Source organism: Actinoallomurus sp. NPDC050550 (assembly GCF_040655075.1).
In the GTDB taxonomy this organism is placed as follows: domain Bacteria; phylum Actinomycetota; class Actinomycetes; order Streptosporangiales; family Streptosporangiaceae; genus Actinoallomurus.
Genome location: NZ_JBFAJC010000013.1, coordinates 111,079 through 126,050, shown reverse-complemented (window position 1 = coordinate 126,050; position 14,972 = coordinate 111,079). Strand labels below are relative to the sequence as shown.

13 protein-coding genes are annotated in these 14,972 nt (G+C 70.0%); 10 read left to right on the top strand and 3 right to left on the bottom strand.

Features of this window, described 5'->3' with window-relative positions; genetic code table 11:
* Nucleotides 1-16 precede the first annotated feature (16 nt).
* From AB0I04_RS20025 to AB0I04_RS20010, 4 genes are all read left to right on the top strand, one after another.
* Nucleotides 17-2,938: a glycoside hydrolase family 48 protein gene (locus AB0I04_RS20025; protein WP_360886393.1), complete on the top strand. Its 2,922-nt coding sequence runs from the start codon at nt 17-19 to the stop codon at nt 2,936-2,938.
* A 115-nt stretch (nt 2,939-3,053) separates the two neighbouring features.
* Nucleotides 3,054-4,751 (top strand): glycoside hydrolase family 6 protein, encoded by a 1,698-nt coding sequence (locus tag AB0I04_RS20020; RefSeq protein ID WP_360886390.1) that lies wholly within the window; start codon nt 3,054-3,056, stop codon nt 4,749-4,751.
* A 152-nt stretch (nt 4,752-4,903) separates the two neighbouring features.
* The gene (locus tag AB0I04_RS20015; RefSeq protein ID WP_360886388.1) at nt 4,904-6,061 is read left to right on the top strand and encodes a glycoside hydrolase family 5 protein; all 1,158 of its coding nucleotides are present in this window, start codon (nt 4,904-4,906) and stop codon (nt 6,059-6,061) included.
* Between the two features lie 345 nt (nt 6,062-6,406).
* Complete coding sequence (locus tag AB0I04_RS20010; RefSeq protein ID WP_360886386.1) at nt 6,407-6,721, top strand: hypothetical protein; 315 nt, start codon at nt 6,407-6,409, stop codon at nt 6,719-6,721.
* Nucleotides 6,722-6,790: 69 nt separating this feature from the next.
* On the opposite strand, the gene AB0I04_RS20005 is transcribed toward AB0I04_RS20010, so the two are convergent.
* Nucleotides 6,791-7,570, bottom strand: a complete 780-nt coding sequence (locus tag AB0I04_RS20005) for an NAD(P)H-dependent oxidoreductase (RefSeq protein ID WP_360886384.1) — start codon at nt 7,568-7,570, stop codon at nt 6,791-6,793.
* Between the two features lie 119 nt (nt 7,571-7,689).
* Here AB0I04_RS20005 and AB0I04_RS20000 point away from each other — a divergent pair, with 119 nt between their 5' ends.
* Entirely contained in the window at nt 7,690-8,562 is an 873-nt protein-coding gene (locus tag AB0I04_RS20000; RefSeq protein WP_360886382.1) for a helix-turn-helix transcriptional regulator, read from the top strand.
* Between the two features lie 6 nt (nt 8,563-8,568).
* Here the strand turns inward: AB0I04_RS20000 and AB0I04_RS19995 are convergent, their stop codons facing one another.
* Both AB0I04_RS19995 and AB0I04_RS19990 read right to left on the bottom strand, forming a co-directional pair.
* Nucleotides 8,569-9,435 (bottom strand): ADP-ribosylglycohydrolase family protein, encoded by an 867-nt coding sequence (locus AB0I04_RS19995; protein ID WP_360886380.1) that lies wholly within the window; start codon nt 9,433-9,435, stop codon nt 8,569-8,571.
* 30 nt (nt 9,436-9,465) lie between these two features.
* Nucleotides 9,466-10,281: an SAM-dependent methyltransferase gene (locus AB0I04_RS19990; protein ID WP_360886378.1), complete on the bottom strand. Its 816-nt coding sequence runs from the start codon at nt 10,279-10,281 to the stop codon at nt 9,466-9,468.
* Nucleotides 10,282-10,440: 159 nt separating this feature from the next.
* Between AB0I04_RS19990 and AB0I04_RS19985 the strand changes: the two genes are divergently transcribed.
* The 5 genes from AB0I04_RS19985 (at nt 10,441) to AB0I04_RS19965 (ending at nt 14,966) form a co-directional block, all read left to right on the top strand.
* Nucleotides 10,441-11,286 (top strand): class I SAM-dependent methyltransferase, encoded by an 846-nt coding sequence (locus AB0I04_RS19985; protein ID WP_360886376.1) that lies wholly within the window; start codon nt 10,441-10,443, stop codon nt 11,284-11,286.
* Nucleotides 11,287-11,316: 30 nt separating this feature from the next.
* Nucleotides 11,317-11,943, top strand: a complete 627-nt coding sequence (locus AB0I04_RS19980) for a helix-turn-helix domain-containing protein (RefSeq protein ID WP_360886374.1) — start codon at nt 11,317-11,319, stop codon at nt 11,941-11,943.
* Nucleotides 11,944-12,163: 220 nt separating this feature from the next.
* Nucleotides 12,164-13,213, top strand: coding sequence for a LacI family DNA-binding transcriptional regulator (locus AB0I04_RS19975; RefSeq protein ID WP_360886372.1), 1,050 nt, complete (start codon nt 12,164-12,166; stop codon nt 13,211-13,213).
* A complete protein-coding gene (locus AB0I04_RS19970) occupies nt 13,210-14,151 on the top strand; it encodes a sugar ABC transporter permease (protein WP_360886370.1) in 942 nt (313 codons plus the stop codon). Before AB0I04_RS19975 ends, AB0I04_RS19970 begins: the two co-directional genes overlap by 4 nt.
* The gene (locus AB0I04_RS19965) at nt 14,148-14,966 is read left to right on the top strand and encodes a carbohydrate ABC transporter permease (RefSeq protein ID WP_360886368.1); all 819 of its coding nucleotides are present in this window, start codon (nt 14,148-14,150) and stop codon (nt 14,964-14,966) included. The genes AB0I04_RS19970 and AB0I04_RS19965 overlap by 4 nt, the downstream gene beginning before the upstream one ends.
* Nucleotides 14,967-14,972 lie beyond the last annotated feature (6 nt).

Sequence of the window (14,972 nt, the reverse complement as noted above, 5' to 3'; positions counted from 1 at the left end):
AGGAGGAAAACCGCCCATGAAGAGACGGCAGAGGTGGCGACCGCTCTTGGTCGTCCTGTCGCTCCTGGCCGGCGTGCTCGTCGCCGGCACTGGAGCGCACGCCGCCGATGTGCAGTGCAAGGTCGACTACTCGGTCAACGACTGGGGCTCGGGCTTCACCGCGAACATCACGATCACCAACCTCGGTCCGGCGATCAACGGCTGGACCCTGAACTACTCCTACGCCGGAAACCAGACCCTGTCGCAGGGCTGGAGCGGCACCTGGACGCAGTCCGGCAAGGACGTCACCGTCACCAGCCTGAGCTACAACGGCGCGATCGCCACCAACGGCACCGTCAGCGTCGGCGGCAACTTCACCTACAGCGGCACGAACGCCAACCCGACGTCCTTCTCCCTCAACGGGACCACCTGCACGGGTGCGCACAAGGCCCCGACCGCGGCGCTGACCAGCCCGGCGGCCGGCTCGACGTACACCTCGGGCGCGACGATCCCGCTCGCCGCCACGGCGAGCGCGAACGACGGCGCGACGATCAGCAAGGTCGAGTTCTATAACGACACGACGCTGCTCGGCACCGACACCTCCGCGCCGTACTCCTTCGACTGGGCGAGCGTGCCGGCCGGGGACTACTCGCTGTACGCCAAGGCCTATGACAGCCAGGGCGCCACCGCCGAGTCCACGCCGGTCGGCGTGCACGTCGCCAGCGGCCCCGCCGTCGTCGCGAGCCCGGCCGCGCTGGCGGTCCAGCAGGGCACGACCGGGACGTTCGGCGTGAAGCTGTCGAGCCAGCCGTCCGGCAACGTGACCGTCACGGTCGCGCGGGCGAGCGGCAACACCGGCCTCACGGTCTCCGCGGGCGGCACGCTGACCTTCACGTCGTCCAACTGGTCGACCGCGCAGAACGTCACGGTCACCGCGGACGCCTCGAGCACGGGCGCGGCCACCTTCACCGCCAAGGCCACCGGGTACGACACGGCGAGCGTCACCGTCACCGAGACCAAGTCGAACGGCGCGTACGAGGACCGCTTCCTCACGCTCTACAACAAGATCACCGACCCGGCCAACGGCTACTTCAGCAAGGAGGGCATCCCGTACCACTCGGTGGAGACGCTGATGGTCGAGGCGCCGGACCAGGGGCACGAGACCACCTCCGAGGCCTACAGCTACCTGATCTGGATGCAGGCGGTGTACGGGAAGGTCACCGGCGACTGGAGCAAGTTCAACAACGCGTGGGCGCTCATGGAGAAGTACATGATCCCCACCCACGCCGACCAGCCCACCAACAGCTTCTACAACGCGAGCAAGCCCGCGACGTACGCGGCCGAGCACGACCTGCCCGAGCAGTACCCGTCGCAGATCGACTCCAGCGTGTCCGTCGGCCAGGACCCGATCGCCGCCGAGCTGAAGTCGGCGTACGGCACCGACGACGTGTACGGCATGCACTGGCTGCAGGACGTCGACAACACCTACGGCTACGGCGACACCCCCGGCGGCGGCTGCGAGGAGGGCCCGAAGACCAACGCGCCGTCCTACATCAACAGCTACCAGCGCGGGCCGCAGGAGTCGGTCTGGGAGACGATCCCGCAGCCGACCTGCGACAAGTTCGCCTACGGCGGCAAGAACGGCTACCTGGACCTGTTCATCAAGGACTCCAGCTACGCCAAGCAGTGGAAGTACACCGACGCCCCGGACGCCGACGCGCGCGCCATCCAGGCCGCGTACTGGGCCGACACCTGGGCCAAGCAGCAGGGCAAGGGCTCGGACGTGTCCGCCACGGTCGCCAAGGCGGGCAAGATGGGCGACTACCTGCGGTACTCCTTCTTCGACAAGTACTTCAAGAAGATCGGTAACTGCACCAGCCCGAGCTGCCCGGCCGGCACCGGCAAGGACAGCGAGCACTACCTGCTGTCGTGGTACTACGCCTGGGGCGGCGCGACCGACACCAGCGCCGGCTGGGCGTGGCGGATCGGTGACGGCGCCTCCCACTCCGGATACCAGAACCCGATGGCGGCGTACGCCCTCACCAACGACACGGCGATGCAGCCGAAGTCCGCGACAGGCGTCGACGACTGGAAGAAGAGCCTGCAGCGGCAGCTGGAGTTCTACCGCTGGCTGCAGTCGTCCGAAGGCGCGATCGCCGGCGGGGCGACCAACAGCTGGGGCGGGGCGTACGGCACGCCGCCGGCCGGCGACTCCACCTTCTACGGCATGGCCTACGACTGGGAGCCGGTCTACCACGACCCGCCGAGCAACCAGTGGTTCGGCTTCCAGGCGTGGTCGATGGAGCGGGTCGCCGAGTACTACTACGTCACCGGTGACAGCACCGCCAAGACCCTGCTGAGCAAGTGGGTGACCTGGGCGACGGCCAACACCAAGCTGAACGCCGACGGGACCTACCAGATCCCCTCGACGCTGCACTGGAGCGGCCAGCCCGACACCTGGAACGCCTCCAGCCCGGGTTCCAACGCGGGCCTGCACGTCACGATCGCCGACTACACCAACGACGTCGGCGTGACGGCGGCGTACGCCAAGACCCTGGCGTACTACGCGGCCAAGTCCGGCGACACCACCGCGAAGTCGACCGCGCAGACCCTGCTCGACGACATGTGGAGCAAGGACCAGGACGGGATCGGCATCTCGGTGCCGGAGACCCGTACGGACTACAACCGGTTCAACCAGGCCTACAGCACCTCCAACACCAACCACGACGGCGTCTACGTGCCGTCCGGCTGGACCGGGACGATGCCGAACGGCGACAAGATCGACAGCAGCGCGACGTTCCTGTCGATCCGCTCCTGGTACAAGCAGGACCCCGCCTGGTCGAAGGTCCAGTCGTACCTGAACGGCGGGGCGGCGCCGAGCTTCAACTACCACCGGTTCTGGGCGCAGTCGGACATCGCCATGGCGATGGCGACCTACGGCCAGCTGTTCGACCAGTGAACGAGCGCCCCGGGGACGCGGCCCGCGTCCCCGGGGCCCCCGACTCGGCGGCCCCGATGGCCACGGAGTCACGCATATGGGAGCGCTCCCAAAACTCTGAGGAGGACACATCCCGATGAAGGTCAACCCCCACCGCGCCCTGGCGCTGCGGATGGACCGGGCGGGCGTGGCGATCGCCGCGCTCCTGCTCGGCCTCGTATCCGTACTGTTCGGCATGGGCCGGGCCCACGCGGCCGTCGGCTGTCAGGTCACCTACTCGGTGAACCAGTGGAGCAACGGCTTCACCGCCAGCGTCGGCATCACCAACCTCGGCGACCCGATCAGCTCCTGGACCCTGGAGTGGGACTTCGCCGGCAACCAGCAGATCAGTCAGGGCTGGAGCGGCACGTTCTCGCAGTCCGGCAAGCACGTCACGGTCCAGAGCCTGTCCTACAACGGCAGCCTCGGCACCAACACGTCGACGTCGCTGGGCTTCAACGCCTCCTACTCCGGGACGAACGACGCCCCGACGTCGTTCAGCGTGAACGGCACCACCTGCAACGGGACCCCCGGTGGCGGTGGGGGCACGCCTACGCCGCCACCGAGCGGATCTCATGTCGACAACCCGTTCGCCGGCGGCAAGGGCTACGTGAACCCCGAGTGGTCGGCCGAGGCCAAGGGCGACGGCGGCACCGCGATCGCCAACCAGCCGACCGCCGTCTGGCTGGACCGCATCGCCACCATCGCCGGGACGAGCAGCAGCATGGGCCTGCGCGCCCACCTCGACGCGGCGCTCTCCCAGGGCGCGAACTACGCGCAGTTCGTCATCTACGACCTGCCCGGCCGTGACTGCGCCGCCCTGGCCTCCAACGGCGAGCTCGGCGCGGGGGATCTCAGCCGCTACGAGACCGAGTACATCGACGCCATCGCGTCGATCATGAGCGACTCGAAGTACGCGAACCTCAAGATCGTCACCTACATCGAGCCCGACTCCCTGCCGAACCTCGTCACCAATGTCAGCGGCAACACCGCGACCACCGCGTGTCAGACGATGCAGCAGAACGGCAACTACGTGAAGGGCGTCCAGTACGCCCTGAACAAGCTGCACGCGATCAGCAACGTCTACACCTACCTCGACGCCGGGCATCACGGCTGGCTCGGCTGGGACAGCAACTTCGGCCCCGCCACGCAGTTGTTCGCCACCGTCGCCAAGGGCACCACGGCCGGCGTGAACAGTGTTGACGGCTTCGTCGTCAACACCGCCAACTACTCGCCGACCACCGAGCCGTACCTGCCGGTCAACAGCCAGACCCGCCAGTCGAAGTGGGTGGACTGGAACTGGTACGTCGACGAGTCGAGCTTCGCGGCGGCGTTCCGCCAGCAGCTGATCTCGGACGGCTTCTCGTCGTCGATCGGCATGGTCATCGACACCTCCCGCAACGGCTGGGGCGGCGCGGCCCGCCCGACCGGGCCGAGCTCGGCCAGCGACATCAACACGCAGGTCAACGCCGAGCGCGTCGACCGCCGGCCGCACGTCGGCGACTGGTGCAACCAGTCCGGCGCGGGCCTCGGGGCACGGCCGACCGCCTCTCCGGCCGCCGGCTTCGACGCCTACGCGTGGGTCAAGCCGCCGGGGGAGTCCGACGGCTCCAGCAAGTCCATCCCGAATGACGAGGGGAAGGGCTTCGACCAGATGTGCGACCCGACCTATGGCGGGAACGTGCGCAACGGCAACAGCCCGAGCGGCGCCCTGCCGGACGCGCCTCTGTCCGGCCACTGGTTCTCCGCGCAGTTCCACCAGCTCATGCAGAACGCCTACCCGCCGGTGTCGTAAGACGCCGGTGACCGTCACGCGGGTCTGACCCGCGCCACCGACGCCGGGCGGAGGCGCTGCCTCATGGCGCCTCCGCCCGGCCCTCCACGGGGGACCCGCTCCCGCGGGGCGCGCCGCTTCGTCCCGCACTCGAACCGCCGGAGGGAGTCTCGTTGACCTCGCCGCTCAGACGCGTTCCCAGCGTCCTGACCACCATCGTCGCCCTGCTCGCCCTGACCATCTTGCCCATCGTCGGACCGGCCGGCCCGGCGAGCGCCGCCGGCACGGGCTACTGGCACACCAGCGGCCGGCAGCTGCTCGACTCCCAGAACCAGCCCGTCCGGATGACCGGCATCAACTGGTTCGGCGCCGAGACCAGCACGTACGCGCCGCACGGCCTGTGGAGCCGCGGCTACAAGGAAATGCTCGACCAGATCAAGGGCCTTAAGTACAACACGCTCCGGCTGCCGTACTCCAACCAGCTCTTCGACTCCGGATCCACGCCGAACAGCATCGACTACAACAAGAACCCCGACCTGCAGGGGCTCAACGGCCTGCAGATCCTCGACAAGATCATCGCCTATGCCGGGCAGATCGGCCTGAAGGTCGTGCTCGACCGGCACCGGCCGGACTCCGGAAGCCAGTCCGCGCTCTGGTACACCAGCGCCTACCCCGAGTCGCGGTGGATCTCGGACTGGAAGATGCTCGCCCAGCGGTACGCGGGCAACAGCACGGTCGTCGGCGCGGACCTGCACAACGAGCCGCACAGCCCGGCCTGCTGGGGCTGCGGCGACCAGTCCACCGACTGGCGGCTCGCCGCCGAACGCGCCGGCAACGCCATCCTGGCGGTCAACCCCAACTGGCTGATCATCGTCGAGGGCGTCGACAGCTACAACGGGAACGGCTACTGGTGGGGCGGCAACCTCCAGGGCGCCTCCTCGGCCCCCGTGCGGCTGAACGTCGCGAACCGCCTCGTCTACTCCGCGCACGACTACGCGACCTCCGTCTACCCGCAGCCGTGGTTCTCCGACCCGAGCTTCCCGAACAACCTGGCCGGGATCTGGGACAAGAACTGGGGCTACCTGTACAAGAACAACGTCGCGCCGGTCCTCCTCGGGGAGTTCGGCACGACCCTGCAGGACCCGCGCGACCAGACCTGGCTCAAGACGCTGCTCGCCTACCTCGGCCAGGGCGCCGGCGGGATGAGCTTCACGTACTGGTGCTGGAATCCCAACTCCGGTGACACCGGCGGGATCCTGAACGACGACTGGACCACCGTCAACACCACGAAGCAGGCCTACCTCACCCCCTACCTGATCCCTCCGAGCTGACCGGAGTCCGGGGGCTCGCCTCTCGGGGACGGCGCGTCGCAGTCCCCGGGAGACGACCGCCAGACGGGGCGCCGGGGTCGACCCAACGGTGGGAGCGCCGCGACCCCGGCGTCCTTTCGTCGTGTCCGAAAAATCGCGATTCGACGGCAACCTTCCGCGCACCTGGAACGACTGGACGAGTGGAACGCCGGGGCCGCCACCAACGGTGTGGGAGCGCCGGGCGACCCCGGCGTCCCGTTCACGACTCGCCCCGCCGGTCGCTGGGTCTGCGAGCCCAATGCGGAGCGGTGAGATTGAGACTGCGGCCCCTGGTACCGGCTCTTCCGGTCGCGAGAATGTGATCACATGAAGAATCTTCGGATCACCCACACGGCGCTCGCGAGTGTGGCGATGACGGCCGGACTGCTGGCCACCGTCTCCCCGGCCGCACACGCCGATCCGCATTGGCGCTGTGGCACGTCGACGGCCAAGCAAGCCGGCGGCAAGATCTCCATGCACTACCACAACTGCGGTGACTTCACGATCGCGAAGGTGCCCATCAACACCAAGACCCTGAAGTTCGGCGGCAAGTGCCATTACGTGAAGCGCGGCAAGACGATCGCCTGGATCATCAAGGCCAAGTCCACGAAGAACTGGACGACGTACACCTGCACTCCCTGACGTTGAGGCGGTGCGCCCCGGACGGCGGTGCCGCGTGCCGCGCCTGACGGCGGCGGGCGGCACCGCCGTTCACCGCTCGTCCGGGCAGAGGTGGATCGCGAGACCGCCGGCACCGGCCGGCTCCAGGCCCGGCTTGAGCTCCATGCTCCGGGTGTAGTCGCCGCCCTTCAGCGGACGGTACGGCACCGGCTCGGTCGTGAAGAGGGCCCGGAGCCGCTCGCCGTAGGCGTCCGTCAGCCGCCCGAACCGCTCCTCGTCGACCGTGAGAGAGTCGAAGACGACGAACGGCGGCAGCACGTCCATGCCCGTGTAGTAGAGGATGCCGTGCTGGATGGGGAACAGCAGGTCGTCCAGCCGCCCATGGACGCCGCGGGCCGAGAACGACGGCTCGTCCGCGCCGATCGTCAGCGAGAGCATCGCCCGCCTCCCGGCGAGCGTTCCGTCGCCGTACAGCGCGCGGCCGACCTTGCCGGTGCCGTACCCGAACCGATAGGTGAGGACCCGGTCCACCCAGCCCTTGAGGATCGCCGGCATCGAGAACCACCACATCGGGAACTGGAGGATCACGGCGTCGGCCCACAGGAGCTTGTCCTGTTCGGCGGCGATCTCCGGAGACAGGCGGCCGTCGGTGTAGGCACGGCCGGAGGCGCCGATGACGTCGAGTCGTTCGCCCGGATCGTGGTCGAGGAAGTCGTCCGCGTCGACGGCGGGCTTCCACTTCATGGCGTACAGATCGGACACCAGCACCTCATGCCTCTCCCGCCGAAGCTCGTCGGCGGCGAACGCGGCGAGCGCGCCGTTGAGAGAACGGGGCTCGGGATGGGCGCTGACCACGAGGATGTTGCTCATGGTCACCGTTCTCCCGCACCCGGTCGGACGTTGCCAGAACCCTGTGCCTCCGGCGGATTCGCCATCCTGGTACTGACAGGGCCGGTTTCGGATGTTCCCGGACGTGCATAGTGGTCGGTATGAACGACGACGGTCGGGAACTCGGGGCGTTCCTCCGCGCGCGCAGGGCACGGGTGAGCCCGGAGAGCATGGGGCTCACCGCCGGTCCGCGCCGCCGGGTGGCGGGGTTGCGCCGGGAGGAGCTGGCGCAGCTCGCGGCGATCAGCGTGGACTACTACGTACGGCTGGAGCAGGGGCGCGCGACCCAGCCGTCGGATGAGGTGCTCGACGCCCTCGCCGACGTGCTGGACCTCGACGCCACCGAACGCGATCATCTCCGTCGCCTGGCCAGGACCCGGCGGGCGCGTTCCGGCCCTGTCTCCCGGCGGGAGCGGGTCAGCCCGGAGCTGCGGCGCGTGCTCGACGGAATGACCGGCATGCCGGCCGTCATCATGGGAGGCCGGCTGGACCTCTTGGCGTGGAACCGGCTGGGCTCCGAGCTGTTCGGCGGGCTTGAGGACGGCGCGCGCGACCGTAACCAGGCCCGGTATCTGTTCCTCGATCCCCGGTCGGGCGAGACCTTCCCCGACCGTGAGCAACGCGCCCGGGAGACCGTGGCCGTCCTGCGGCTGGCCGTGGGCCGGGATCCCGACGACCCGGCACTCGCGGAGCTGGTGGCGGAGCTGTCGGCGCACAGCCGGGAATTCCGGGCCATGTGGGCGGCCGGCGACGTCATGGTCTGCGAGAACGGGCTCAAGGGGTTCCGTCATCCGGCGGTGGGGGAGCTGTGGCTGCGGTACGAGACGCTGCACGTTCCCGCGTCGGACGGGCAGCCGGGCCGGCAGCTGGACGTCCACCTGCCAGAGCAGGGCGGCGACGCGGAGACCGCCCTGCGGCTCCTGGGGGCGTGGACCGCACCGGCCGGAGACGAACGGCGGGCCGAGCGCGGGTAGCCCCCGTCAGATCAGGGACCCGGTCACCCAGCCCGGCAGGGGCTCGCGGGCCGCGAGCCAGGATTCCGGAACGCCGCCGGCGCCGGTGTGGGCGGCGACGATACCGCCGGTGATGGCCGCCGTCGTGTCGATGTCCCCGCCGACGGCGACGCAGGTGCGCACCGCCTGCTCGTAGTCGGTGAGATGGCGCGCGGCGACCCACAGGCAGAAGGGCACGGTGTCGTGCGCGAGGACGCGCGAACCGTTGCCGAGTTCGTACGCCGCCTCCTCGCGTGTCCGGTCGAGCAGCCCGGCGGCCCGCTCCACGCCGTCGCGCACGGTGCCGGGCGGAGTGTGAGAGAGGACGGCGTCCATCAGCCCGTCCGCGTCACCGCGCGTGACGTACGAGGCCGCGACCGCCACCGCGACGGCACCGGCGATGCCCTCCGGGTGAGCGTGCGTGACGACGGCCGACGCCGCGGCCTCCAACGCCACCCGTTCGAGGTCGCCGGGATAGTACGCGCCGAGCGGTGCGGCCCGCATCGCCGCCCCGTTGCCCATCGAACCGCGGCCGCCGAACTGAGCGGGGGAGACCGTACGCCACGACTCTCCGTCGCGCAGCGCCCTCAGCAGGACCACGGTGCCCGGCCCGTACCCGCGGTAGGGGTCGTAACGATCCGCGAACGCCGCGGCGAGGGCGTCGCGGTCGACCTCCCCGTGCCGATGCAGGACATCGACCAGATTGCAGGCCATCTCGGTGTCGTCCGTCCACGGCCAGGGACCGGGCGGCACCGCCGTCTCGTCGAGGAGCAGCGGTCTGTTCTCGGCGGCGAAGAACTGGGCACCGAACGCGTCACCGACGGAGAGCCCGGCAAGAGAGTCCAGAGCGGTCATCGCCCGCCACGGTAGCGGACGTTTCCGCCGTCAGGGCTTGCGGGCGACGCCGCCCATCGTCGCCACCTCGGCGGGAGGGCCGAACGGGTCGGGTTCCGGACGCCAGCGCTGAATCGGCACGATGCCGGGCTCGACCGGCTCCAGTCCGGCGAAGAAGCCGGTGATCTGCTCTGGTGTCCGCAGGTGGTAGGGCACCGCGCCGCTGTCCTTGTAGTTCCGGGCCGCCTCCTGATGCCCGGCTCCGACGTTGATGCTGTCGGCGAGCGCCAGGAAGCTACCGGAGGGGAGCGTGTCCATCAGCCGCCGCACGATCGACCGGGCCTCGTCGTAGTCGTCCATGTGGCCCAGTACGCCCATGAGCATCAGCGCGACGGGGCGGGTCAGGTCGAGGGTCTCCGCCACCGCCTGAGCGATCTTCTCGGGTTCGCGCATGTCGGCGTCGATGTAGTCGGTGCGGCCCGCGGGCGAGCTGGTCAGCAGCGCGCGGGCGTGCGCGAGGACCAAAGGGTCGTTGTCGACGTAGACGATGCGGCACTCGGGCGCGACCCGCTGGGCGACCTCATGGGTGTTGTCCACCGTCGGCAGTCCCGTCCCCACGTCGAGGAACTGCCGGATGCCCTCTTCCCCGGCCAGATACCGGACGGCGCGGGCGAGGAAATGACGGAAGGCGCGGGCCGTGTCGATGATCCCGGGAAAGATCTCGCGGTACCGGTCGCCGGCGGCCCGGTCGACCGGATAGTTGTCCTTCCCGCCCAGCCAGTAATTCCACACGCGCGCCGAGTGCGGCACGGTGGTGTCGATCTCCGGCGTGGGGGCTGGTCCAGGGCTGGATGAGCTGTCGGTCACGGGGCCCTTCCTCGATGCCGTTCGACGGACGGAGTCCCCATCCTGCCGGTTCCTCCGCGTGTACCGCTATGCCGCCCTTGACGGCGGCGAGTCTCGACCTCATTATGAACATACGTTCATGAACGTGCGTTCATATCGTTCGGAAGTGAGGGGGCCTCAATGGCTCAGATCGTCAACACCACCCAGGCGGAGGCGTGGAATGGCTACGAGGGCGAGCACTGGGCGGGCCACGCCGACCGCTACGACGCCGTCAACAATGGGTTCAACCGGTTCATCCTCGACGCGGCCACGATCACCGCTGAGGGGCAGGTGCTGGACATCGGCTGCGGCAACGGCCGGCTGACCCGGCTCGCCGCCCGCGCGGCCCGGTCCGGGCGAGCCCACGGGGTCGACCTGTCCGCGCCCATGCTCGCCACGGCGCGCGCCCGCGCGGCCGAGGAGGGCGTGGCCAACGTCACCTTCGAGCAGGCGGACGCCCAGGTCCACGCGTTCCCGGCGGGCGGTTTCGATGCGGCGATCAGCCGGTTCGGGGTCATGTTCTTCGCCGACCCGGTGGCCGCGTTCGCCAACATCGGCCAGGCCCTCCGGCCGGGCGGGCGGCTCGCGTTCGTGTGCATGACCCGGCTGGAAGGCACGGACCTGGGCACCGTCTTCGGGGCGATGGCCGCCCATCTGCCACGGCCGACGGGGCCGGACGGCACCGGCCCGACGTCGTTCGCCGACCCCGCGCATGTCCGGGAGGTCCTGTCCGATGCGGGATTCGGCGAGGTCGACTGCACGCGCGTCGAGGCGGATCAGGTCTGGGGCCGGGACGGCGCCGACGCGGCCGAGTTCATCGGCGGCTGGGGGCCCGTCAAGCACCACATGGACCAGGCGGGCCCGGAGGCGGCGGCCGAGGCCCGGGACGCGCTCACGGCCGCCCTCGCGTCCTTCGCCCGGCCCGACGGCGTCCGGCTGCGGGGGACGGCATGGCTGGTGACCGCGCGCCGCCCCGCTGGATCCTGACCCGGCGCTCCGCCCGTACGATGCCTGTTGATGTCACCGAGAAGAGCCGCGGTGCTCCGCGACGGCGGCGGCGAGCGGAGCCTGCGCGAGCATCTGATCGCCACCGCCGAACGCATGATCTCCGAACGCGGGACGATCGGGCTAACCGTACGAGGGATCGCGCGTGAGGCCGGGGTGGCGGACGGCGTGCTGTACAACCACTTCGCCGACAAAGAGGAGTTGCTGGCGCACGCCCTGCGGGCCCGGGTGCGGGCGGTCGAACGCGGCCTGCCGGCCCTCCCCGAGCCGGGCAGCGACACGATCGAGGCCAATCTGCGGGCCTACGTCACCCACGGAATGGCGCTGCACCGGACGATCCTGCCGGCCATGGCCGGGCTCCTCGCCCAGCCCGAGACCCTGACCAGGTTCGCGGACCTGGTCGGGTCGGGGGAGACCTGGCGGGGCCGGCTGATCGGTTATCTACGGGCGGAGCGGGACCTGGGCCGCCTGGCCCCGGACGCGCAGGTCGACGCCGCGGCGAGGATGATCGTCGGGGTCTGCCATGAGGCGGTCCTGTCGCTCCTGTTCGGCGGCGGCCTCGTGCCGGAGGCGATGCCGGTCGAGCCGGCGGAGGTCGACGCGCTGGTCGCCGCCGTGCTCGCCGGTATCGGCCGCTGACCTGCGCCGATCCGGCTGAAACTTACTACGTAAAGGCGGGCGCCCGTGCTCCCGTGTCACCTCTGTTCCGCCACTGCGCGGCGACGCTGTGTCATGAATCTCCGCCTCGGCTCTTGACGGCGACGGTTTCCGGCCGGTTTCATACTCCTCACTTCCGTAAACGTTTACGGCTCCGGTGCAGGCCGTCTGTAAACGTTTACGGCAGCCGGGATCGACCTTCGTGACCGCTTCGTCGGCTCACGTACGAAGCGGGGAGGACGCCGTGGCCCAGGGGCCGACGATCACGACGATCGCCGCGCGTGCGGGCGTCTCGATCGCGTCGGTGTCACGCGTGCTGAACGGGCTGCCGACCCGCGAGGACACCGTGCGGAAGGTGCTGGCCGCCGCCGACGAGCTGGGCTACGTGCCGAACGCCGTGGCCCGCTCGCTGAAGTCCAACCGCACGCACCAGGTGGCGTTCGCGATGGCCGACATCGGCAACCCGACGTACGTCGCGATGGTGCGGGAGATCCAGCCCGTGCTGAAGACCGCCGGATACCGGCTGGTCCTGCACTCGACCGGAGGCGACGTCGACGACGAGGTGGACGTGCTCCGGCGGCTGGGCGAGCGCTACGCCGACGGGCTCATCATCAGCCCGCTGCGCGGCATCACCGAGAAGCATCTCGACCTGCTGATCGCCGCACGGGCGCCCGTCGTCGTGATCGGCTCGATCCCCGAAGGGGCACCGGTCGACAACGTCCGGACCGACTCGCGGGCCGGCGTGCGGCTGGCCCTGGAACATCTGTACGGCCTCGGGCGGCGGAGCATCGGCTTCCTCAACGGCCCGCTCGACACGGTCCCGGGCGCGGCGCGGGCCGCCGCGTACGCCGACGCGCTCGACGGCCTCGGCCTGCCGTACGACCCGGACCTGGTGGAGGTCGGCGACTTCTACCGCTCCGAGGGCGCCGAGGCGGCACATCGCCTCCTGGAACGCTCCCGGCCGGACGCCATCCTGTGCGCCAACGACCTGATCGCGCTCGGCGCGCTCGACGTGCTGCGCGCGGAGCGCCTGCGCGTGCCGGAGGACGTCGCGCTCGTCGGCATGGACGACACCGAGCTCGCGACCGCCGCGTGGCCGACGCTCACGAGCGTCGGGCTCGGGTCGGCCGAGCGCGGCCTGCGGGCCGCCGAGCTGCTGCTCGACCGGCTGGACAACGGCGTCGCCGAGCCCCGCATCGTCACGGTCGAGCCCACGCTCGCCGTGCGCGCCTCGACGGAGGGAGCCGCGTGACCGCCACCCAGACCGCGGTCCGCCCGGCGCGGACCGGTCGCCCGGGGCCCCGGACGAGGCCGCGCGGCAGCGGAGACCGGGGGACACTGGTCCTGCTGCTTCCGGCGCTCGTGCCGGTCCTGCTGTTCAGCGTCGGCCCGCTGCTCTACGGCATCTACCTGTCGTTCACCGACGCGCGCGGCGGCCGGAACGCCGTCATCTCCTTCGTCGGCCTGAAGAACTTCGGTGACGTCCTCGCCGACACGGACTTCTGGTCCTCGTTCAAGATCGGCCTGATCTGGGCCGTCGGCGTCACCGTGCTGCAGTTCCTCGCCGCCCTCGGCCTGGCGCTGCTGCTGAACCAGAACCTCCGACTCCGCGGGCTCGCCCGGGTGCTGGCGATGGCCCCGTGGGCGATGCCGCCGATCGTGATCGGGCTGATGTGGCGGCTGGTGTACCACCCCAACGCCGGCATCCTCAACGCCACACTGCAAGACCTGCACCTGCTGAACCACAATGTCGACTGGCTGAACGACTTCAGTACCGCCCTGCCGGCGATCATCGTGGTCGGCGTCTGGACCGGGATGCCGCAGACCACCGTCGTCCTCCTGGCGGGGCTGCAGAGCGTGCCCAAGGAACTGCACGAGGCGGCCGCCGTCGACGGCGCGACCGTGTGGCGGCGCTTCTGGAGCGTGACACTGCCGCAGCTGCGGCCGGTGATCGTCTCGATCACGTCGCTGGACTTCGTCTGGAACATCAACCAGTTCGCGATGGTCTACGCGCTGACGCAGGGCGGCCCGGGCGGCCGTACGCGCCTGCCGATGCTGTTCGCGTACGAGGAGGCGTTCCGCTACGGGTTCTTCGGGTACGCGGCCGCGCTCGGCGTCGCGATCACCCTCGTCGTGCTCGTCGTCCTCGGTTTCTACCTCTGGCGCCAGATGAGGGAGAGCGCCCGGTGAGAACATCCCTGAAGTACCTCGCGCTGCTCGGCTACCTCGTCTTCCTGGCGTTCCCGCTGCTGTGGCTGCTGTCGACGGCGTTCAAGACGCCGCGCGAGATGGCGAACCTGCATCCGCGCTGGATCCCGCACCACCCGACGCTGCGGAACTTCAGCGACGCGTTCGCCGCGCAGGACCTGACCGGCGCCGCCGTCCGCAGCCTGGTCGTCGCCGTCTCCGTCGCGGTGCTCACCGTGGTGATCGCGCTCCCGGCGGCGTACGCGCTGGCCCGCCGCCGCTCCGTGCTGAACCGGATCGCGATCGGCTGGGTGCTGGTCAGCCAGGTTTTCCCGGTGGTGCTGACCATCATCCCGCTGTTCATCATCCTGCGCCGGCTGGATCTGGTGAACACCCTGCTCGGGCTGATCCTCGTGCACACCACCTTCGTGCTGCCGTTCGCGCTGTGGATGCTGCAGGGCTACGTCCGGAACGTGCCACGCGAGCTGGAGGAGGCCGCCGCGGTCGACGGCGCCGGACGGTGGAAGACCCTCGCCGGCGTGATCGCGCCGCTGCTGGCGCCGGGGGTCGTCGCCACCCTGCTGTTCTCCTTCATCTCCTCGTGGAACGAGTTCTTCTTCGCGCTGGTGATCATCAAGGACCCGGACCAGGCGACCCTGCCGCTGACGCTGGTGCGGTTCACCGGCGCGGAGCAGGCCGCCCGGCTCGGCCCCCTCGCCGCCGCGTCCGTGCTCGCCACCATTCCCAGTCTCGTCTTCTTCGCCATCATCCAACGCCGGCTCCGTTCGGGCCTGACCGCCGGCGCCGTCAAGGGATAACAGGAG